The 20,349-nt window shown below is 74.0% G+C and carries 16 protein-coding genes and 1 riboswitch; of the genes, 1 reads left to right on the top strand and 15 read right to left on the bottom strand.

Annotated elements, in window-relative coordinates; all coding sequences use genetic code 11:
- Positions 1–80: 80 nt before the first annotated feature.
- From cobC to cobM, 6 genes are read right to left on the bottom strand one after another with little or no spacing between them, the layout of a single operon-like run.
- Complete coding sequence (cobC, locus tag AAW13_RS30300) at positions 81–1,163, bottom strand: Rv2231c family histidinol phosphate aminotransferase CobC (RefSeq protein WP_420855503.1); 1,083 nt, start codon at positions 1,161–1,163, stop codon at positions 81–83.
- Positions 1,147–2,076 (bottom strand): sirohydrochlorin chelatase, encoded by a 930-nt coding sequence (locus AAW13_RS30295; protein WP_046727936.1) that lies wholly within the window; start codon positions 2,074–2,076, stop codon positions 1,147–1,149. Before AAW13_RS30295 ends, cobC begins: the two co-directional genes overlap by 17 nt.
- Complete coding sequence (locus AAW13_RS30290; RefSeq protein WP_046727937.1) at positions 2,073–2,657, bottom strand: precorrin-8X methylmutase; 585 nt, start codon at positions 2,655–2,657, stop codon at positions 2,073–2,075. The genes AAW13_RS30295 and AAW13_RS30290 overlap by 4 nt, the downstream gene beginning before the upstream one ends.
- On the bottom strand, positions 2,654–4,345 hold the full coding sequence (cobJ, locus tag AAW13_RS30285; RefSeq protein WP_046727938.1) for a precorrin-3B C(17)-methyltransferase: 1,692 nt from the start codon (positions 4,343–4,345) through the stop codon (positions 2,654–2,656). Before cobJ ends, AAW13_RS30290 begins: the two co-directional genes overlap by 4 nt.
- The gene (locus AAW13_RS30280; protein ID WP_046727939.1) at positions 4,342–5,616 is read right to left on the bottom strand and encodes a bifunctional cobalt-precorrin-7 (C(5))-methyltransferase/cobalt-precorrin-6B (C(15))-methyltransferase; all 1,275 of its coding nucleotides are present in this window, start codon (positions 5,614–5,616) and stop codon (positions 4,342–4,344) included. The genes cobJ and AAW13_RS30280 overlap by 4 nt, the downstream gene beginning before the upstream one ends.
- Positions 5,613–6,461: a precorrin-4 C(11)-methyltransferase gene (cobM, locus tag AAW13_RS30275; protein WP_046727940.1), complete on the bottom strand. Its 849-nt coding sequence runs from the start codon at positions 6,459–6,461 to the stop codon at positions 5,613–5,615. Before cobM ends, AAW13_RS30280 begins: the two co-directional genes overlap by 4 nt.
- Before the next feature lie 84 nt (positions 6,462–6,545).
- On the opposite strand from cobM, the gene AAW13_RS30270 reads away from it, so the two are divergent.
- Positions 6,546–7,277, top strand: coding sequence for a ZIP family metal transporter (locus AAW13_RS30270; protein ID WP_046727941.1), 732 nt, complete (start codon positions 6,546–6,548; stop codon positions 7,275–7,277).
- 11 nt (positions 7,278–7,288) lie between these two features.
- Here AAW13_RS30270 and cobI read toward each other — a convergent pair whose 3' ends face one another.
- From cobI to AAW13_RS30225, 9 genes are all read right to left on the bottom strand, one after another.
- Positions 7,289–8,035, bottom strand: coding sequence for a precorrin-2 C(20)-methyltransferase (gene cobI, locus AAW13_RS30265; protein ID WP_046727942.1), 747 nt, complete (start codon positions 8,033–8,035; stop codon positions 7,289–7,291).
- Positions 8,020–9,405 carry a cobyrinic acid a,c-diamide synthase CobB gene (locus tag AAW13_RS30260; RefSeq protein ID WP_046727943.1) on the bottom strand — a complete coding sequence of 462 codons (1,386 nt, stop codon included), beginning with the start codon at positions 9,403–9,405 and terminating at the stop codon, positions 8,020–8,022. The genes cobI and AAW13_RS30260 overlap by 16 nt, the downstream gene beginning before the upstream one ends.
- A complete protein-coding gene (gene cobO, locus AAW13_RS30255) occupies positions 9,405–10,004 on the bottom strand; it encodes a cob(I)yrinic acid a,c-diamide adenosyltransferase (RefSeq protein WP_046727944.1) in 600 nt (199 codons plus the stop codon). The genes AAW13_RS30260 and cobO overlap by 1 nt, the downstream gene beginning before the upstream one ends.
- Positions 10,004–11,998 carry a putative cobaltochelatase gene (locus AAW13_RS30250; RefSeq protein WP_046727945.1) on the bottom strand — a complete coding sequence of 665 codons (1,995 nt, stop codon included), beginning with the start codon at positions 11,996–11,998 and terminating at the stop codon, positions 10,004–10,006. Before AAW13_RS30250 ends, cobO begins: the two co-directional genes overlap by 1 nt.
- Positions 11,995–15,660 (bottom strand): cobaltochelatase subunit CobN, encoded by a 3,666-nt coding sequence (cobN, locus tag AAW13_RS30245; RefSeq protein WP_046727946.1) that lies wholly within the window; start codon positions 15,658–15,660, stop codon positions 11,995–11,997. The genes AAW13_RS30250 and cobN overlap by 4 nt, the downstream gene beginning before the upstream one ends.
- Positions 15,657–17,168, bottom strand: a complete 1,512-nt coding sequence (locus AAW13_RS30240) for a cobyric acid synthase (protein WP_046727947.1) — start codon at positions 17,166–17,168, stop codon at positions 15,657–15,659. Before AAW13_RS30240 ends, cobN begins: the two co-directional genes overlap by 4 nt.
- Positions 17,165–18,124, bottom strand: a complete 960-nt coding sequence (locus AAW13_RS30235; RefSeq protein WP_046727948.1) for a cobalamin biosynthesis protein — start codon at positions 18,122–18,124, stop codon at positions 17,165–17,167. The genes AAW13_RS30240 and AAW13_RS30235 overlap by 4 nt, the downstream gene beginning before the upstream one ends.
- A gap of 101 nt (positions 18,125–18,225) precedes the next feature.
- A riboswitch (cobalamin riboswitch) is annotated at positions 18,226–18,365 on the bottom strand.
- A gap of 158 nt (positions 18,366–18,523) precedes the next feature.
- The gene (locus AAW13_RS30230; protein WP_046727949.1) at positions 18,524–18,751 is read right to left on the bottom strand and encodes a hypothetical protein; all 228 of its coding nucleotides are present in this window, start codon (positions 18,749–18,751) and stop codon (positions 18,524–18,526) included.
- Positions 18,752–18,770: 19 nt separating this feature from the next.
- Positions 18,771–20,018, bottom strand: a complete 1,248-nt coding sequence (locus tag AAW13_RS30225; RefSeq protein ID WP_046727950.1) for an inorganic phosphate transporter — start codon at positions 20,016–20,018, stop codon at positions 18,771–18,773.
- Positions 20,019–20,349 lie beyond the last annotated feature (331 nt).

The raw sequence follows: 20,349 nt of genomic DNA, 5'->3' as shown, positions 1-20,349 counted from the left end.
CCGGCCGAAGGCCGGGGGAGGAACCGCGCGACCGGCCGGCCACGACCCCCAGCCGCGCACCGGCCCGCGGTTCCCTCCGCTCAGGCGCGTATCAACACCAGCGCCTGATCGAACGCCTGTAGAAACCGGTTCACCACCACCCGGTCCCGCACGGCGATCCGCACCCACTCCTCGTCCAGCCCGGGGAACGTGTCCCCCCGCCGCACGGCGAACCCCAGCGTCCGCAGTTGCCGGCGCACGGCGGCAGCCCCGCGCATCCGGACGAGCACGAACGGCCCCTCCGCGGGCCCGGCCACCCGCACCCCCTCCGGCGCGAACTCCTCCAGCCCCGCCACCAGATGGGCCCGGTCGGCCGCGATCCGGTGCGCCGCGTGCGCCGCCTCCGCCAGCGCGCGCGGCGCCACACACGCCTCGGCCGCCGCCAGCGCCGGCGTCGACACCGGCCACAACGGCTGGGCCCGCGCCAAGTCGGCGACGACCTCCGGCGCGGCCAGCACGTAGCCGATCCGCAGTCCGGCCAGCCCCCACGTCTTCGTCAGGCTCCGCAGCACCACCAGACCCGGCACGTCGGTCCGGCCGGCCAGCGCCTCCCGCTCGCCCGGCACCGCGTCCATGAACGCCTCGTCGACCACCAGCGTCCGTCCGGGCCTGGCCAGCCGCACGATCGCCTCGGCCGGGTGCAGCACCGACGTGGGATTCGTGGGGTTGCCGATCAGCACCAGGTCGGCGTCCTCCGGCACCAGCGCCGGATCCAGCCGGAAGCCGTCCGCCTCCCGCAGCAGCACCCGGTCCACGGTGTGCCCGGCGTCCCGCAGCGCCGCCTCCGGCTCGGTGAACTGCGGATGCACCACCACCGGCCGCCGCACCTTCAGCGCCCGCGCCAGCAGCACGAACGCCTCCGCCGCACCGGCCGTCAGCAGGACCCGTTCCACCGGCAGCCCGTGCCGCTCCGCCACCGCGGCCCGCGCCCCCCGCCCGTCGGGATAGGCGGCGAGCGCGGCCAGCGACCCGGCGATCCGCTCCCGCAGCCAGACCGGGGGAGTGTCGGCGCGCACGTTGACGGCGAGGTCGACGAGGGCGGAACCGTCGTCGCGGACCTCGGCGTCGCCGTGGTGGCGCAGGTCGTGGCCGCCTCTGGAACCTTCCTCAGTGCGCATGGGCATGCCCGTCGTGATGATGGTGGTGCCCCTGGCCGTGATGGTGGCCTTCGTCGTCCGGGTGGAAGTGCGGCTGCTGCGGCAGGCCCACCTTGTCCTCGAAACCGGGCAGCGCGATCCGGTACACGCACGAGTCGCAGTTCATCCGCAGATCACCCTTGACCGCCTCCCGGTACCGCTCCATCACCAGGTCGAGCAGCTCCGGCTCGGGCCCGATGACGTCCGCCGAACGCACCTCGACCTCCGGGTGCGCGGCCCCCCAGCCCTCGGTCTGCTGCCGCACCCGGTCCGGCAGGATCCCGGTGAACAGAAAGTACGGCAGGACCACGATCCGGCGCGCCCCCAGTTTCAGACACCGGTCGAGCCCGCCCGGCACGTCCGGCGCGGCCAGCGACACGAACGCCGTCTCCACCCCCGCGTACCCGCGGCCCTCCCACAGCAGCCGGGCCGCCTTGTGCACCTCGGCGTTGGCGTCGGGGTCGGTGGAACCCCGGCCCACCAGCAGCACGGTCACGTCGGCGCGGTCCTCGACCGCCCGCGAGGAGCCGCCCAGCGCCTCGTCCAGGCGCCGCTCCAGGACGGCCAGCAGCGAGGGGTGCGGTCCCAGCGGACGTCCGTACGTGTACGAGATCCCCGGGTGCCGTTCCTTCTCCCGGGCCAGCGCGGCCGGGATGTCACCCTTGGCGTGCCCGGCGGAGACCAGCATCAGCGGCACCGCGGCGAACCGGCGTACCCCCCGCTCCACCAACTCGGCGACGGCATCGCCCAACGGCGGCGGGGACAGCTCGATGAAGCCGCCGGCGACGGGCAGTTCGGGGTGGCGGCGGCCCAGCTCCCGTACGAAGTCACGGAACGCCTCGGCCCCGGCGTCGTCCCGGGTGCCATGGCCGGCGATGAGCAGGGCGGGCGGGGTGGTCACAGGGTCTCCTCGGAAGTGGGTTGGTACAGCAAGGCGTTGAGCGCGGCGGCGGCGACCGCCGAGCCGCCCTTCTCGGACACGTTGCTGACGGCGGGCAGCCCGCTCGCCCGCAACGCGGCCTTGGACTCGGCGGCGCCGACGAACCCGACGGGCAGCCCGATGACGAGCGCGGGGGCGGCGTCCAGCGTCAGCAGCTCCTCCAGGGCGGTCGGCGCACAGCCGATCACCCAGAGGGCGCCGGGGCCGACCTGCTCGTACGCGAGGCGGATCGCGTGCGCCGAACGGGTCAGGCCCGGACCGGACTCGGCGTCCTTCAGCCGGCACACGGTCTTCCGGCGGGTGATCCCGGCCGCGACCATCTCCACGTCCACGACGACCGGCGCCCCGGCGTGCAGCGCGGCATGCGCCTTCGCCAGGTCGGCCTCGTCGGTCACGAGATCGGTGGCGTACTCCAGGTCCGCGGCGGAGTGGATGACCCGCTCCACCACGGCCCGGGTCAGCGGCGGGAGATGCGAGGTGTCCAGGCGGGACCGCAGCCGTCGGAAGGACTCCTGCTCGATGGGGTGGACCACACGGTTCACTCGGCGCCCTCCTCGGACGTCTGCCAGCGGTAGCCGCGCGGGGTGACCATACGCCCGGCGACGTTCCGGGTGGCCGTGTTGCCCACGGTCACGACCGTCATCATGTCGACCCATGCCGGGTCGAGACCGCCCAGTGTGGTCAGCCGGCTCGACTCGTCGGCCCGCGAGGCGTTGCGCACGACACCCACGGGTGTCGCCGGCGCGCGGTGCTCGGCGAGGATCGCGAGCGCCTTGGGCAGCTGCCAGTCCCGGCCCCGGGAACGCGGGTTGTAGAACGTCACCACGATGTCCGCCTCGGCCGCCGCGCGCACCCGGCGCTCGATGACCTCCCACGGCGTGTGCAGGTCGGAGAGGCTGATCGAGACATGGTCGTGGCCGAGCGGCGCGCCGAGGATCGCCCCGGCCGCGAGCGCCGCGGTGACACCGGGCACACCGATCACGTCGATGTCGTCGGAGGCCTCGGCGAGCGCGGGGGAGGCCATGGCGTACACGCCGGCGTCCCCGCTGCCGATCAGAGCGACGGCCTGCCCGGCCCGCGCCTCGGCGACCGCCGTGCGCGCCCGCTCCTCCTCGGCCCCGAGCCCCGACTCCAGGATCCGGGTCCCGGGCCGCAGCAGGTCTCGGATCTGGTCCACGTACTGGTCGAGGCCGACCAGCACGGCGGCACGCCGGAGTTCGTCCCTGGCACGCGGGGTGAGCAGGTCGCGGGCGCCGGGGCCGAGCCCGACCACGGCGAGCCGGCCGCGCGCGGGCCGTCGTACGACCGCGCAGGTCGCCATCGCGGGCAGGCCCCCGGACTTACGCTTGGGGACGAGGAGTTCACCGCCGCCGACCAGCGCGGCGGCCTCCGCGACGGAGGGCGTGCCGACGGCGGCGAGCGGCGCCGCGGACGGGTTGGGCACCTCCACCGCGGCCAGCTCCGCCGCGGAGTACGTCACCAGGGGCACCCCGAACCGGGCGGCGGCCGCCACGATCCCGGGCTCCCCGGCCTTGGCGTCCACGGTGGCGAGTTCGGCGACGCTGCGCGGGGACAGTCCCGCGTCCCGCAGGGCGTCCTCGACCAGTGCGTGCACCGCGTCGGCCGGGGCCCCCTTGGAGGCGCCGACCCCGACGACGAGGGACGGCGGGCGCAACAGCACCTCGTGCTCGCCGGGTTCGACCGCGCGGTCGGTCAGCCGGACCGTACAGGCACCCTCCGCCACCAGCGGCAGCGGGGGCAGCGGCCACGGGAACTCGGCGCGCAGCGCCACCGGTTCACCGTCCAGCAGTGCCCGCGACACGGCGGCCACCGAGCCCTCGACCGGGAAGCCGAGGGTGTCGAGCCCGGGCAGCCCGACGGCGTCGGTCGCGGTGGTCACCACCGGCTGCGCGGCCAGCACCTCGGCCACCTCACGGGCGAGGCCGTTCGCCCCGCCGCCGTGCCCGCCGACCAGCGACACCGCGAACCGGCCGCCCTCGTCGACACACACCACACCGGGGTCGGTGGCCTTCTCGCCCAGCAGCGGGGCGATCAGCCGCACCACCGCACCGGTGGCCAGGAAACACACCAGCTGCTCGCACTCCGCGAACGCGGACCGCACGGCGTCCCCGACCGGGCCGGCGTACACCCGCGTACGGTCCGGCCAGGCCGCGGCCAGCCGGTCGCGTGCCGCCGCCCCCGCCGCGGTGGCGGAAATCAGGCCGATCACTGAGCAACTCCTTCTTCGGAAGAGGGGGTTCGCGTCCCCCACAGCAGGAACACGGGGTTGGTGGCCGCCAGCCGGGTCACATCACCCGGCAGCGGCGCGAGGCGCGAGGACTGCAACAGCACGCCGTCGCAGGAGAACCCGGCACCGGTGAGTGCCGCGCGGGCCGCCGGCACCCGGTCCAGGGCGGCCATCGCGACCACCACCGTCCGCCGGGCCCGCACCGCGCACGCGGTGACGACGGCGGGCAGCTCGGCCCCGCCTCCGCCGACGAACACGGCGTCCGGATCGGGCAGTTCGCCCAGCAGTCCGGGTGCCGAGCCGTGCCGCACGTCCACGTACACGCCGTGCGCCCGTGCGTTGGCGGCGATCCGCGCCGCCCCGTCCGCCGTCTTCTCCACGGCGACGGCGGCGGCACCCAGCCGCGCGCACTCCACGGCCACGGACCCGGAGCCCGCGCCGACGTCCCAGACCAGGTCGCCGAGCCGGGGCCCGAGCCGGGCCAGCGCCAGCGCCCGTACCTCGAACTTGGTGATCATCGAGTCGCGGTGCGTGAACTCGCCCTCGTCCAGGGCCCATCCGGCGGGCCCGGCCGCAGCCCCGGCCACCGTACGGACGCCCCCGGGCACCCGCGTCTCGTCGAGGCACAGCACCACGCTGACGTCGGCCCCCCAGTCACGGCCGGCGGCCTCGGCGGGCGTGACCCGGTCCACCCGTTCCCGTACCGGATCGCCGAGCGCGCTCGCCACGACGAGGACCCGGGTGCCGGACGCGTGGGCCGTCGCTCCCGGCGGTGTGCCGCAGGCGTGCCGCAGCGCGGCCCCCAGCTCCGCCGGGCCCGCGCCCGGTCCCGTCAGCACCGCCACCTTCGGGTGCGCGCGGCAGACGTTGACCGCCGTGCGCAGGTCCCGGCCGTGCGCGCTCACCACCACGGCGTCGTCCCAGGGCAGTCCCGCCCGCGCGAAGGCGGCGGCGACGGACGACACCCCGGCCCGCACCTCCAGCCGGTCCGCCCCGAACCGCTCCGCCAGCACCCGCACGATGCCGAAGAACCCGGGGTCGCCGGAGGCCAGCACGAGCACCCGGCTCTCCTTCTCCAGATGCCGCTCGATGACGTCGAGGGCCGGCGCGAGCGGGCCGAGCACGACCCGCTCGGCCCCCTCCGGCAGCCGTACCGCGTCCAGATGCCGGCGCCCGCCGACGACCAGCCCGGCACCGGCCGCCACGTCCGGGGGAAGGGGCGTCCCCGTCCCCGTACCGACGACCGTGATCACGTGCTCGCCCCCCGTTCCCGCAGCGCCCGGCGGGCCTCCGGGTCGGCCTTGCGGAAGCCGTGGAAGTGGCCGGGGTGGTAGAGGTGCGAGCGGGTGCCGTGCGCGTCCAGGGCCGGGCCGACCAGGAAGAGGGTGTGCTTCCAGAGCCTGTGCTCCTTGACCGTCTCCTCCAGCGTCTCGATCGTGCACCGCACGACCAGCTCCTCCGGCCAGGTCGCCTGGTAGGCGACGACGACCGGCGTCGACGTCGGATAGCCGCCCTCCAGCAGCTCCCGCACCAGCTGTCCGCTGCGCGCGGCGGACAGGAAGATCGCCATGGTGGTGCCGTGGCGGGCGAACTCCCGTACCTCCTCGCCCGGCGGCATCGGGGTCTTGCCGCCGCCGAGCCGGGTGAGCACGACGGACTGCGCGACCTCGGGGATGGTCAGCTCGCGCTGGGCGAGCGCGGCCACGGCCGAGAAGGAGGAGACGCCCGGCACGATCTCGACCTCGACGCCGATGCCGGCGCACCGGTCGACCTGCTCCTGGGTGCCACCCCAGAGGGCGGGGTCGCCGGAGTGGATCCGGGCGACCCGCAGCCCGTCGGCCCGGGCCCGCTCGTACACGGCGACGACGTCCTCCAGGGACATCGTCGCGGAGTCCAGGATCTCCGCGCCCTCGCGCGCGTGCTCCAGGACCTCCGCCTGGACCAGGCTCGCGGCCCAGATCACCACGTCGGCCTCGGCGATCGCGCGGGCGGCCCGGAACGTCAGCAGATCGGCGGCGCCGGGGCCGGCACCGACGAAGGTCACCTTGCCGGCGGGAGTGTCGCCGGAGACAGTGGCGGAGGCGGCGGCATCGGCCATGGAAATTCGGTCCTCTCTGGACAAAAGGTGTTACTGGTGCTGCTGGATGTGCGCTGGGGCCGGTTGATCGGATAGCAAGGGCACATGGCGGTCTTCGTCGCGCTCGGCGCGTTCCTGATGACGCTGGCCGGCGGCTGGACGGCACAGCGCGTGACCGACCGTCGTCACCTGGTCCTGGGCCTGGCCGGCGGTCTGATGCTCGGGGTGGTCGGCCTCGACCTGCTGCCGGAGGCGCTGCGCGCGGCCGGCCGTGACATCTTCGGCGTACCGGCAGCCCTGCTGCTGTTCGTGGCCGGTTTCCTGCTGGCCCATCTGGTCGAACGGACCCTCGCCGCCCGCCAGGCCGCGCACGGCGGGGACGAGCACGACCACCACCGGGCGCCCGAGGTGGGCCTGACGGCGGCCGGCGCGATGGTCGGCCACAGCGCGATGGACGGCGTGGCGATCGGCGCGGCCTTCCAGGTGGGCGGCGGCATGGGCGCGGCGGTGGCGCTGGCGGTGATCGCGCACGACTTCGCCGACGGCTTCAACACGTTCACCATCACGAGCCTGTACGGCAACGCGCGCCGCCGGGCGATAGGCATGCTGATCGCGGACGCCTGCGCACCCGTCCTGGGTGCCGTGTCCACGGTCTTCGTCACCGTCCCCGAGGCCGTGCTCGGCGGCTATCTCGGCCTCTTCGGCGGCGTCCTGCTCTATCTGGCCGCCGCCGAGATCCTGCCCGAGGCCCACCACGAGCACCCGGCCCGCTCGACACTGCTGTGCACGGTGGCGGGCGCCGCCTTCATCTGGCTGGTGGTGGGCATCTCCGGCTGACGCCCCGGTGCTCACAGCTTCCCGCCTCTGCCGGCGTCCCGGCGCGGCGGCGCGATGAGCGTGGAGAGGTACGGCAGCGGCGAGCCGTCGAGCTCCGCGGCCGGCCGGATGGACTCCTCGTCCAGCCCCAGCGCCGACCCCCACACCGCGTCCTCGACCCGCCCGGTCTCCCGCAGCGCCGCCACCACCTCACCGGCCTGCCGCCCGAACTTGTACGCCACCACCGTCCCCGGCCCGCTCAGCGCGTCCTTCAGCACCTCGGTGCCCGCCGTCACCGGCACGAGCGTCAGCGGCTCGGTGCCCTCGGTGAGCACGGCACCGGAACGGGCGGCGAGATCCTGCATGGCGGTGATCCCGGGCACGGTCTCCACGACGACACCGGGCACCAGACCGGCGATGGTCTGCGCGAGATACGTGAACGTCGAATAGACATTCGGGTCGCCGATGGTGGCGAACGCGACCGACCCGTGCGCGCGCAGCAGCTCGGCCACCTTCGCGCCCGCCGCGTCCCAGGCGGCCTCCCGCCGCCCCCGGTCACTGCGCTCGTTCAGCGCGAACACGACCCGTACGACCTTCTCCCGGCCGACGTAGTGCAGCACGGTCGCCTCGGCGCGCCCGCGCTCCCCGCTGTCCATGACCGGCACCACCACCACATCGGCGGCGCGCAGGGCGTTGACACCCTTCACGGTCACCAGCTCGGGGTCGCCGGGCCCCACGCCGACACCGGTCAACCTGCTGCTGCTCATGACGTCCGGCACCTCTCCACGAACCTTCGGGCCACACCGGGCTCGGCCGCCCAGTGCGTGTGCAGATAACTCGCGTGCACACCCCGCTGTACAAAACCCTCGACCCGCGGCCGGGGCGTCCGCACGCCCCAGGCGGGCGCCGCACCGGCCCCCGGCTCGACCACGGTCCGGTGGAACTCGTGCCCGCGCATGCGGGTACCGGCGACGGCCAGCACACTGTCCCCGACGGCGACGGCGTCCCGATAGCCGAGAGTCAGCCGCTCCGACATCCGCGCGCCCGCGTCCAGCACGCCGCACATCGGCAGCCCGTCGAGCTCACGGCAGAGATAGAGCAGCCCGGCACACTCGGCGGCGACGGGAGCACCGCGCTCCGCGAGGGCGGCGACGGCCTTCCGCAGCGGCTCGTTCGCGGACAACTCGGCGGCGTACACCTCGGGGAAACCGCCACCGATGATCAACCCGCGGGTTCCGTCGGGCAGTTGCCCGTCGCGCAACGGATCGAAGACGACGGCCTCGGCCCCGGCGGCGGTGAGCAGCTCGGTGTGCTCGGCATAGGAGAAGGTGAAGGCCTCACCGCCGGCGACCGCGACGACGGGCGGTGACTTCTCGACCGACCGAGACGGGCGGTCATGGGTGGGCGACGCCAGAACCCCAGCAGCGTCCCACGCCGCGCCCGGCAGCGCCCCGGCCCCCCGCGCCAGCTCCATCAGCGCCCCCAGGTCACAGCCGTCGGAGACCTGCGCGGCCATCGCCGCCACCGCCTCGACCGCGTCCCCCCGCCGCTCGGCGACCGGCACCAGCCCCAGATGCCGCGACGGCGTCTGCACCTGGGCCGTCCGCCGCAGCACCCCGAACACCGGCACCCCGGAAGCCTCCAACGCCTCCCGCAGCAGCGCCTCGTGCCGGTCCGACGCCACCTTGTTCAGGATCACGCCCCCGACCCGCACCTCCGGATCCCACGACGCGAACCCGTGCACCAGCGCCGCCACCGACCGGGACTGCGACGACGCGTCCACGACCAGCACCACCGGCGCCCGCAGCAGCTTCGCCACCTGCGCCGTGGACGCCAGCTCCCCTTCCCCCGCGGCCCCGTCGTACAGCCCCATCACACCCTCGACCACGGCCAGGTCGCAGCCGCGCGCACCGTGCGCGAACAGCGGGCCGACCAGCTCAGGACCGCACAGGTACGCGTCGAGGTTCCGCCCCACCCGCCCGGTCGCGAGCGCGTGGTACCCGGGGTCGATGTAGTCCGGTCCGACCTTGTGCGGGGACACGGCGAGCCCCCGCCCGGCGAACGCGGCCATCAGCCCCGTGGCGACGGTGGTCTTGCCGCTGCCCGAGGAAGGCGCGGCGACGACCAGCCGGGGCACGGACGAGGACATCACCACTCGATGCCCCTCTGCCCCTTCTGCCCCGCGTCCATCGGGTGCTTGACCTTGGACATGTCGGTGACGAGATCGGCGAAGCCGACCAGCCTCTCCGGCGCGTTCCGCCCCGTGATCACGACATGCTGGGTCCCGGGCCGGTTCCGCAGCACCTCGACCACCTCGTCGGTGTCCACCCACCCCCAGTGCATCGGGTACGCGAACTCGTCCAGCACGTACAGCCGGTACGTCTCGGCCGCCAGATCCCGCTTGACCTGCTCCCAGCCCTCCCGGGCCTTCTCCTCGTTGTCCATCTGCGCGTCGCGCTGGACCCAGGACCACCCCTCGCCCATCTTGTGCCAGTCGACGGTCCCGCCCTCGCCGGAGGCGCCCAGCACCCGCAGCGCGTTCTCCTCGCCGACCTTCCACTTCGCCGACTTGACGAACTGGAACACCCCGATCGGCCACCCCTGGTTCCAGGCCCGCAGCGCGAGCCCGAACGCGGCGGTGGACTTGCCCTTGCCGACGCCCGTGTGCACCACGACCAGCGGCCGGTTCCGGCGCTGACGGGTCGTCAGTCCGTCGTCCGGTACGACGCTCGGCTGTCCCTGCGGCATTACGCGGCCCTCCTCTGTACGTCCTTCACCAGTCCGGCGATCGAGTCCGCCCGCAGCTCGTCCAGCGTCACCGCGGTACCGCCCAGCTCACCGGCGAGCTGCCCGGCGAGTCCCAGCCGCACCGGCCCCGACTCGCAGTCCACGACCACCGAGGCGACCCCCTCGGCCGCGAACAGCCGGGCCGCCCGCCCGGCGAGCGCGACCGGCTCCGGACCACCGGTGGCCCGCCCGTCCGTCACCACGACCACCAGCGCCCGCCGCGCCGGGTCCCGCAACCGCTCCACCCGCAGCACGTCGTGCGCCTTGAGCAGCCCGGCCGCGAGCGGGGTACGCCCGCCCGTCGGCAGCGACTCCAGCCGGGCCGCCGCCGCGTCCACCGACGAGGTCGGCGGCAGCGCCACCTCGGCCGACGAGCCGCGGAACGTCACCAGCCCCACCTTGTCGCGCCGCTGGTAGGCGTCGAGGAGCAGCGACAGCACGGCCCCCTTCACGGCACTCATCCGCTGCCGGGCCGCCATCGACCCGGACGCGTCGACCACGAACAGCACGAGGTTGCCCTCACGGCCCTCCCGGGCCGCCTGCCGCAGGTCGTCCCGCCGGATCACGAGCCCAGGACCGGACCGGCCGCGGGCCCGCTGGTGCGGGGCGGCGGCCTGCACGGTCGCCGCCAGGTGCAGCTTGGTCAGGGCACCCCGAGGCCGGCGCGCACCCGTGGTCCGCCCGTGCTCGGTCCGCGCCCGGGACCGCCGCCCGGCGGCCCCCTCACCGATCCCGGGCACGCTCAGCACCTTGGTGCGGAAGGGCTCGGCGGCCCGTACGGGAGACTGCTCGCCCGCGCCGGCGGCCTGCGGCTCGCCGTCCTCGGCCGCCTCGGGCCGCGCGCCGCTGTCGCCGCCCTGGGGGCCGCCGTCCTCGGGCGCCGGCCGGCCGCCACCGCCACCGGGGCCGTCCGGGTCCGGGTCGTCGTCGCTCTCGTCCTCCCCGGAGAACTCCTCCAGGGTCTGGTCCAGCCGGTCCTCGTCGAGGCCCGGCGCGTCGAAGGGGTTGCGGCGCCTGCGGTGCGGCAGCGCGAGCAGCGCGGCCTGCCGTACGTCCTCGGCCAGTACGACGGTCCGCCCGGCCCACGCGGCGAGCGCGGTGGCGGTCCGCGCCATCACGATGTCGGCGCGCATGCCGTCCACCTCGAAGGCCGCGCAGGTCGCCGCGATCTGCCGCAGCGCCCCGTCGCCCAGCCGCACCGACGGCAGCAACTCCCGTGCCGCCACGATCCGTTGCCGGACAGCCGCCTCCTCGTCGGCCCAACGCGCCGTGAAACCGGCCGGGTCGTCGTCGTAGGCGAGCCGCCGCCGTACCACCTCCACCCGCTGGTCGGGCTCGCGCGACGCGGCCACCTCCACCGTCAGCCCGAACCGGTCGAGCAACTGCGGCCGCAGTTCGCCCTCTTCGGGGTTCATGGTGCCGACCAGCAGGAACCTGGCCGCGTGCCGCACCGAGACACCCTCGCGCTCCACGTACGACGCGCCCATCGCCGCCGCGTCCAGCAGCAGGTCGACCAGGTGGTCGTGGAGGAGGTTGACCTCGTCGACGTAGAGGATCCCGCGGTGCGCGTCGGCCAGCAGACCCGGCTCGAAGGCCTTCACGCCCTCGGCGAGCGCCCGCTCGATGTCCAGCGCGCCCACCAGCCGGTCCTCGGACGCACCCACCGGCAGCTCGACCATGCGCGCCGGACGGGACTCGAAGGCGCCGGGCGGGTTGTGCGGGCCGTCCGGGCAGGCCGGGTCGGGCGCGGCCGGATCACAGGAGAAACGGCAGCCGGCGACGACGTCCACGGCCGGCAGCAGCGCCGACAGGGCACGTACGGCGGTGCTCTTCGCGGTGCCCTTCTCGCCGCGCACCAGCACCCCGCCGACCGCCGGGGAGACGGCGTTCAGCAGCAGTGCCAGCCGCAGGTCGTCCTGGCCGACGACGGCCGTGAACGGGAACGGGGTACTCACTTCTCGTCGCCCTCCAAGTCGCCTTCCAGCTCCAGATACGTGGCGCGCAGCCGCTCCAGGGTGTCCGCGTCCGGCTCGGCCCACAGACCCCGGTCGGCGGCCTCCAGGAGCCGTTCGGTGATGCCGCGCAACGCCCACGGGTTGGACTTCCTCATGAAGTCCCGGTTCTCCGCGTCGAAGACGTACTCGGCGCTGAGCTTCTCGTACATCCAGTCGTCGACCACGCCCGCGGTGGCGTCGTACCCGAAGAGGTAGTCGACGGTCGCCGCCATCTCGAAGGCGCCCTTGTAGCCGTGCCGGCGCATGGCCGCCATCCAGCGGGGGTTGACCACCCGCGCCCGGAAGACGCGGTGCGTCTCCTCGCCCAGCGTCCGGGTCCGCACCTGGTCCGGGGTGGCCGAATCGCCCACGTACGCCTCGGGGTTGGCGCCGGTCAGATGGCGGACCATGGCGACCATGCCGCCGTGGTACTGGAAGTAGTCGTCGGCGTCCACCAGGTCGTGCTCGCGGGTGTCGACGTTCTTCGCGGCGACGGCGATCCGCTTGAACGCGGTCTCCATGTCCCCGCGCGCCGCCCGGCCGTCGAGCCCGCGGCCGTAGGCGTAGCCGCCCCAGACCGCGTACACCTCGGCGAGGTCCGCGTCGGAGCGCCAGTTGCGGGCGTCGATCAGCGGCAGCAGCCCTGCGCCGTACGCGCCCGGCTTGGAGCCGAAGACCCGGGCGGTCGCGCGCCGCCGGTCACCGTGCTCCGCGGTGTCCTCGTCGGCGTGCGCCTTCACGTAGTTGGACCCGGCGGGCTCGTCCAGTTCGGCCACCGCCCGCACCGCGTCGTCGATCAGCCCGACCACGTGCGGGAACGCGTCCCGGAAGAAGCCCGAGATGCGGACCGTGACGTCGATGCGCGGCCGGCCCAGCTCGGCGAGCGGGACCACCTCGAAGCCGGTCACCCGCCGCGACGCCTCGTCCCACACCGGACGGCAGCCGAGCAGCGCCAGGATCTCCGCGATGTCGTCGCCCTGGGTGCGCATCGCCGACGTGCCCCAGACCGTCAGGCCGACCGACTTCGGGTACTCGCCGGTGTCGGCCAGGTATCGCTGCACGAGCGAGTCCGCCAGCGACTGGCCGACCTCCCAGCTCAGCCGGGACGGAATGGCCTTGGGGTCGACCGAGTAGAAGTTCCGGCCGGTCGGCAGCACGTTGACCAGGCCACGGGTGGGGGAGCCGGACGGGCCCGCCGGGACGTAACCGCCGTCCAGGGCGCGCAGGATGTGCCCGATCTCGTCCGTCGTCCGCGCCAGCCTCGGCACGACCTCGTCGCACGCGAACTCCAGCACCGCGACGGCGTCGGGCAGTTCGGTGCCGACGACCTCCCGTACGAGCGGACGGCTCTCGGCCGTCGCCCAGCCCCGCCGCTCCATGCCCTCCGCGACCCGGCGGCACAGCTGCTCCAGCAGGTCGACGGCGTCGGCGGCCGTCCGGGCGGGGCCCTCGACCAGGTCCGTCAACTCCGCCGGCACCTTCACCGGCGCCCCCGGCTCCGCGAGGAGGTCCTTCTCCACCAGCCCGAAATGAGCGGCGAAGGCGGCCCGGAGACCCGGCAGCGCGTTCGCCTGCCCGCCCCACACCTGCGAGGCCCGCAGCACGGCCAGCACCAGGTTCACCCGCGGCTCGCCGACCGGGCCGCCGCCGAGGATGTGCAGCCCGTCACGGATCTGCACGTCCTTGATCTCGCACAGATAGCCGTCGATGTGCATGACGAACGAGTCGAAGTCGTCGTCCTCCGGCTGCTCGTCCACATGCAGGTCGTGGTGCAGCTCGGCCGCCTTGACCAGCGTCCAGATCTGCGCGCGCACGGCCGGCGCCTTGGTGGGGTCCAGGTCGGAGACCAGCGCGTACTCGTCGAGCAGCTGCTCCAGCTTGGCCAGGTCTCCGTAGGTGTCGGCACGGGCCATCGGAGGCACCAGGTGGTCGACGACGGTGGCATGGCCGCGCCGCTTGGCCTGGGTGCCCTCGCCGGGGTCGTTGACGATGAACGGGTAGATCAGCGGCAGGTCGCCGAGGACCGCGTCCGGAGCGCAGCCGGCGCTCAGCCCGAGGCCCTTGCCGGGCAGCCACTCCATCGTGCCGTGCTTGCCCATGTGCACGATCGCGTCCGCGCCGAAACTGTTCTCCAGCCACCGGTAGGCCGCCATGTAGTGGTGCGACGGCGGCATGTCCGGGTCGTGGTAGATCGCGATCGGGTTCTCCCCGAAGCCGCGCGGCGGCTGGATCATGACCACGACGTTCCCGAACCGCAGCGAGGCGAGCACGATGTCGTCGCCGTCCACGTACAGGCTGCCCGGCGGCTCGCCCCATGCCTCGGTCATCGCGTCCCGCAGCTCCGGGTCGAGCTTCTCGAACCACGCCCGGTAGTCGGCGAGCGGCACCCGCGCGGGTGCGGCCGCCAGCTGCTCCTCGGTCAGCCACTCCACGTCGTGCCCGCCGGCCGCGATCAGCCGGTGGATCAACTCGTCGCCCTCGGCGGGGTGTCCGGACACGCCGTACCCGGCGTCCCGGAGCGCGTCCAGCACCCGCACCGCCGACGCGGGCGTGTCCAGACCGACCGCGTTGCCGACCCGGGAGTGCTTGGTCGGGTACGCGGTGAAGACCAGTGCCACCTTCTTCTCGGCGTTCGGCTTGTGCCTGAGCACCGCGTGCCGTACGGCGATCCCGGCGACGCGTGCGGCCCGCTCCGGGTCGGCGACGTACACCGGGACGTCGGCTCCGTCGTCGTCGACCCGTTCCTTGAAGGAGAACGGGACCGTGATCAGCCGGCCGTCGAACTCCGGGATCGCGACCTGCATCGCCGCGTCCATGGGGGAGAGGGCCGCGTCCGACTCGTCCCAGGCGGCGCGCGAGGAGGTGAGGCAGAGACCCTGGAGTACCGGCACGTTCAGCTCGGCGAGCGCGCCGACGTCCCAGGCCTCCTCGTCACCGCCGGCCGAGGCCCCCGAGGCGTGCGTGCCGCCCGCGGCCAGGACCGTGGCCACCAGCGCGTCGGCCCGGCCCAGCAGCTCGTACAGCCCGGCGTCCGCTCCGCGCAGCGAACCGCAGTACACCGGGAGGGCGTTGGCGCCGTGCGCCTCGATCGCGTCGCACAGGGTGTCCACGAAGGCGGTGTTGCCGCTCAGTTCATGGGCGCGGTAGAAGAGCACGCCGACGGTCGGCCGGCCCTCGACCACGGGACGCTCGCCGTGGACGCCGTACTCCGGCATCTTCCGCGGCTCCTCGAACCCCTCGCCGGTCAGCAGCACGGTGTCGGAGAGGAACCGGGACAGCTCCAGCAGGTTGGCGGGACCGCCCTCGACCAGGTACCTCAGGGCCTCGGCCACCACCCCGGCCGGCACCGACGACTCCGCCATCAACTCGGCGTCCGGCACCGTCTCGCCGCCGAGGAGCACGGTCGGGATCCCGGCCGCTTTCAGCGCGGCGAGTCCGTCCTCCCAGGCCCGCTTGCCCCCGAGCAGCCGTACGACGGCGATGTCCGCGCCCTCGATCAGCGCGGGCAGCTCCGCCGTCACGTCGACGCGCGTCGGATTGCCGATCCGGTAGCCGGCACCGGAGGCGGCCCGGGCCGCCAGCAGATCGGTGTCGGCGGTCGACAACAACAACACTGTGCTCATGCGGGCGCTCCCGGTGGAATGAAAGGCAGTCCTTGCGGCGCGCCCGACTCGATGAGCCGCCAGAGCGCGTCCGTGTCCGCGTGCTGTTCGATCAGGTCGCCGAGCCGGTCGAGCTGCTCCTCGCGCAGCGCGGCGAACGAGGTGTCGGGGGCCGGCACGAACCGGCGTCCCGCGGCGGCCGCCACCTCGCGCAGGAAGGCCCGGCGGAAGCCGTCCGACTCCAGGGAGCCGTGCCAGTGGGTGCCCCAGGTCTGCCCGACCCGGCAGCCGTCCAGGAAGGGCGTGCCGCCGGTCACTTCGGCGACCCCGTGGTGGATCTCGTACCCCGCGACCCGTTCGCCGAGTGCCACCCCTTCCGGCCGGGCAAGGATCTTCTCGGGGGCGAACCGGACCCTTAGGGGCAGCACCCCGAGACCCTCGACGCGCCCCCGCCGGCTCTCGACCTCGTCCTCGATGTGCTGACCGAGGATCTGGAAGCCACCGCAGATGCCGAGGACGGGCCGCTGTTCGGCGGCCCGGCGCAGCAGCGCGTCCGCGAGGCCCCGCTCCCGCAGCCACTCCAGGGCCCGGACCGTCCCGCGGGTCCCCGGGACGACGACCAGATCCGCGTCGGCCAGTTCCTCCGGCCGGTCCACGAACCGCACCACGACGCCCGGTTCGGCGGCCAGCGCGTCCACGTCCGTGAAGTTGGACATCAGGGGGATGGCGCAGACGGCGACCCGGAGGACGTCCTCGCCGACGGGCGGCGCGGTGTTCGACTCCCGCACGGTCCCGCGCAGGGAGACCCGGAGCCCGTCCTCCTCGTCGATGCCGAGGCCGTGCCGGAAGGGCAGCACTCCGTACGTCCGCCGCCCGGTGAGCCCGTGCAGCATGTCGAGGCCGGGCTCCAGCAGGCTCACGTCCCCCCGGAACTTGTTGACCAGGAACCCGGCGACGAGTGCCTGGTCCTCCGGCGAGAGCAGCGCGACGGTCCCGAAGAACGACGCGAAGACGCCCCCGCGGTCGATGTCGCCCACGACCAGCACGGGGAGCCGCGCGTTGCGCGCGATCCCCATGTTCACGATGTCGGTCCGGCGCAGGTTGATCTCCGCCGGACTGCCGGCCCCCTCACAGATCACCGCGTCATACGTGCCCCGCAACTCGGCCAGACAGTCGAGCACGGTCCCGAGCAGCCGCTGCTGCCGGCCGCCGTGATACCCGCGGGCGCTCAGCTCACCGACCGGCTTGCCGAGCAGCACGACCTGACTGCTCTGCTCGCCACCGGGCTTGAGCAGTACGGGATTCATCAGCGCGGTGGGCTCGACCCGGCAGGCCTGCGCCTGCATGGCCTGCGCCCGTCCGATCTCGGCGCCCTCGCGGGTGACGAAGGAGTTGAGGGACATGTTCTGCGCCTTGAACGGCGCGACCTTCACCCCCTGCCGCACCAGCCACCGGCAGACTCCGGCGGTGACGACGCTCTTCCCGGCGTCGGAGGTGGTCCCGGCCACCAGCAGCCCGCCGCCGTTCACGCGGAACCCCCCAGGCGCCTCACGACCCGTCCCCGCAGCAGGGCCGCGGCCGCGCTCGCCCCGAGCGCCAGCCACCCGACCCGCCGGGACAGTCCCACGGCCCGTTCGATGTCCCCGACTTCCACAGTCCGCCCCTCCCCGTTCAGCACCGGCCGGTGCTCGACCCGCCCCCCGTACGACAACGTCCCCCCGAGCCGCACCCCCAACGCCCCCGCGAACGACGCCTCCACGGGCCCCGCGTTGGGACTGGGGTGCCTCGCCGCGTCGGCCCGCCAGGCCCGCACCGCGCCGCTGGGGTCATCGCCGGCCACGGCGGCGAGTACGGCGGTGAGCCGTGCCCCCGGCCAGCCCGCCACGTCGTCCAGCCGTGCCGAGGCCCACCCGTACCGCCGGTACCGGGCCGACCTGTGCCCGACCATCGCGTCCAGGGTGTTGACGGCCCGGAACCCGAGCAGCCCCGGCACCCCGGCCACGGCCCCCCACACCAGCGCGCCGACCACCGCGTCACTGGTGTTCTCGGCGACGGACTCCACGACCGCGCGCGCGATCCCGTCGGCGTCCAGGGCCTGCGGATCCCGCCCGCACAGATGCGGCAGCCGCGCCCGGGCCGCCTCGACGTCACCCGCCTGAAGGGCGCGCCCGATGACACGGGCCTCCCGGGAGAGCGAAGTGCCCCCGACGACGGCCCAGGTGGCGGCCGCGGTGAGTACGACGGAAGCGGTGGCGGACGGTCGTACGACCCGCTGGGCGACGGCGCCCAGCGTCACGGCGCCACCGGCGCACACGGCGGTGTGCAGGGCGCCCCACCCGCGGTGGTCCCGCCACAGCACCCGCTCCACGGCTCCGGCCGCCCGCCCGAACACGGCGACCGGATGCCCCCGGCGCGGATCGCCGAGCAGCAGGTCGCCGAGAAGGCCGGCGGCGGCGCCGTACGCGAAGACGCGATCGGCACCCATCGGCTCAGCCGGCCGCGGGGTCGGGTACGAACCGGTTACTGCGCCTCGGTCGGCAGCCGCGCATGGCGATATGTCCTCACTCAGGGTGTCCACGCCCTGGTTCGACGAGACCGGCGGTGAGAGTTCCTGGCTCCCGGGGATCGCTACCCCGGTGACAGTGGCGGGACCGCGCCGGATTCACACCGGCTTCCTCTCTTGCCGCCGTACATGGCTCCGGCAGTCCACCACGCCCCCGGAAGACCCGTCAACTTGCCGTTGACCTGCGAGGGGAGTGTGTGGGAAGGCCCACATCGATGGTTCAGAGGGGCTTCTGGGGCATGCCGAAGGCTCCGCGCCGAACGGGTCGGAGCGGAGCCTTCCGGCCCGGTCGGGCCGTTGCGCCGAGTGGTGCGGTCCTGGTCAGGCCTTCGCCACGATCAGGTGGATGCCGTAGGCCACGGCTGCCGCGCAGGCCGCGAAGGAGAGGTAGGCGGCGGTCACGGCCAGGGCCGCGGAGTTGCCCTGCGCGGTGGCGCGTTCGCGGGCCGAGAGGCCCTTGATGCCGAGGGTGAAGAGGGTCACCAGGCCCACGGTGGCCACGAGGCTGACGCCGAAGACGGAGCCGATGGCTGCCCAGTCGATGTTCATGTCGGGTTCTTCCTCGGGGTCAGACGGTGGCGGCCGGGTCGGTCGCGGGAGCGGCGGGGGCGGGGGCGGGGATGGTGGCCGTCAGGCCGTCGGTGACCTGGCCCGCGGGCGGCGGGGTCACGGCGGCGATCGCCGTGGTCACCACTCCGGCCGGTTCGCCGGCGTCCTCGGTGCCGAGGACGTTGCTGCTGTCCACGACCTCGCGGCGGGACAGCTTCCAGATCGTGGCGCTCGCCGCCACCAGGAAGACGGCGACGGCCGCCGTGCCCCAGTCGCCGAGGTCCGTCACGGACTCGGCGAGCGCGCCGACCAGGGCGGCCGCCGGGAGGGTGAGCACCCAGGCGACGACCATGCGGGTCGCGGTGGACCAGCGGACCTTGCCGCCCTTGCGGCCCAGGCCGGCGCCCATCACCGAGCCGGAGACGACGTGCGTGGTGGAGAGGGAGAAGCCGAGGTGGGAGGAGGCCAGGATGGCGGTGGCCGCGCTGGTCTGGGCGGCGAAGCCCTGCTGCGGCTGAAGGTCGGTCAGGCCCGTGCCCATGGTGCGGATGATCCGCCAGCCGCCGATGTACGTGCCGAGCGCGATGGCGAGGCCGGCGGAGAGGATGACCCAGGTGGGAGGGTTGGAGCCGGGGGCGATGGAGCCGCCGGCGATCAGCGCGAGGGTGATGATGCCCATCGTCTTCTGCGCGTCGTTGGTGCCGTGCGCGAGCGAGACCAGTCCGGCGGAGGCGATCTGGCCGGCCCGGTAGCCCTTGCGGGTGGCCTCGTCCTCGGCGTTCTTCGAGAGCGTGTAGGAGAGGCGGGTGGAGAGGAGCGCCGCGAGGCCCGCGACGACGGGGGCCGCCACCGCCGGGAGCAGCACCTTGGTGACGAGCACGTCGCCGTGGACCGCGCCGAAGCCGGCCGAGGCGACGGTGGCGCCGATCAGACCGCCCATGAGGGCGTGCGAGGAACTGGAGGGCAGGCCCACCAGCCAGGTCACCAGGTTCCAGAGGATCGCGCCGACCAGGGCGGCGAAGATGACCTCGGGACGGATGCCGTTCTCGTCGACGAGCCCCTTGGAGATCGTGTTGGCGACCTCCACGGAGAGGAAGGCGCCCACCAGATTGAGCGCGGCGGACATGGCCACCGCGATCTTGGGCTTGAGTGCACCGGTCGAGATGGTGGTGGCCATCGCGTTGGCGGTGTCGTGGAAACCGTTCGTGAAATCGAACGCGAGTGCGGTGACCACCACAATCGCGAGGATCAGCGAGAAGCTTTCCATTTACCCAGGCAATCTTTCGAAGTCGTTGGCTGTTGGACCGTAGGCAACCTGGGTGAACGGCAGATGAACTGAGAGGGGCTTGGGGGTGTCGATGAAGGAGGGTTGTCATTCCGCTTGCGGTCCGGCGACCCAGTCGCCGCTTGACCCGTGACCCCGGGCGAACGACTTCGGCCGCCCAACCGGCCCGCCGAAGAGATTCTGGTCACCCGACAGCCCGCCGCCGGCCCGCCGCCGCCCGGGGCAGAGGTTCCAACGTGCGTGGCCGCGCGGATCACCGGCCGCTTCCTGTCCTGAGGGTTGTATCCGATGTCGAGCGCGGGCGGCGGTGTCC

The organism is Streptomyces humi (genome assembly GCF_001005085.2).
Lineage (GTDB): Bacteria > Actinomycetota > Actinomycetes > Streptomycetales > Streptomycetaceae > Streptomyces > Streptomyces humi.
Note: the sequence above shows the minus strand (reverse complement) of the source record. Positions and strands in the feature narration are given on the sequence as shown.

Excerpts from the sequence above, each read along its gene's own strand:
- AAW13_RS30235 (WP_046727948.1), bottom strand. The coding sequence starts at position 18,124 with ATGGGTGCCGATCGCGTCTTCGCGTACGGCGCCGCCGCCGGCCTTCTC.
- cobM (WP_046727940.1), bottom strand. The coding sequence starts at position 6,461 with ATGGCCGATGCCGCCGCCTCCGCCACTGTCTCCGGCGACACTCCCGCC.
- cobC (WP_420855503.1), bottom strand. The coding sequence starts at position 1,163 with ATGCCCATGCGCACTGAGGAAGGTTCCAGAGGCGGCCACGACCTGCGC.
- AAW13_RS30270 (WP_046727941.1), top strand. The coding sequence starts at position 6,546 with ATGGCGGTCTTCGTCGCGCTCGGCGCGTTCCTGATGACGCTGGCCGGC.
- cobN (WP_046727946.1), bottom strand. The coding sequence starts at position 15,660 with ATGAGCACAGTGTTGTTGTTGTCGACCGCCGACACCGATCTGCTGGCG.
- AAW13_RS30225 (WP_046727950.1), bottom strand. The coding sequence starts at position 20,018 with ATGGAAAGCTTCTCGCTGATCCTCGCGATTGTGGTGGTCACCGCACTC.
- AAW13_RS30230 (WP_046727949.1), bottom strand. The coding sequence starts at position 18,751 with ATGAACATCGACTGGGCAGCCATCGGCTCCGTCTTCGGCGTCAGCCTC.
- AAW13_RS30260 (WP_046727943.1), bottom strand. The coding sequence starts at position 9,405 with ATGTCCTCGTCCGTGCCCCGGCTGGTCGTCGCCGCGCCTTCCTCGGGC.
- cobO (WP_046727944.1), bottom strand. The coding sequence starts at position 10,004 with ATGCCGCAGGGACAGCCGAGCGTCGTACCGGACGACGGACTGACGACC.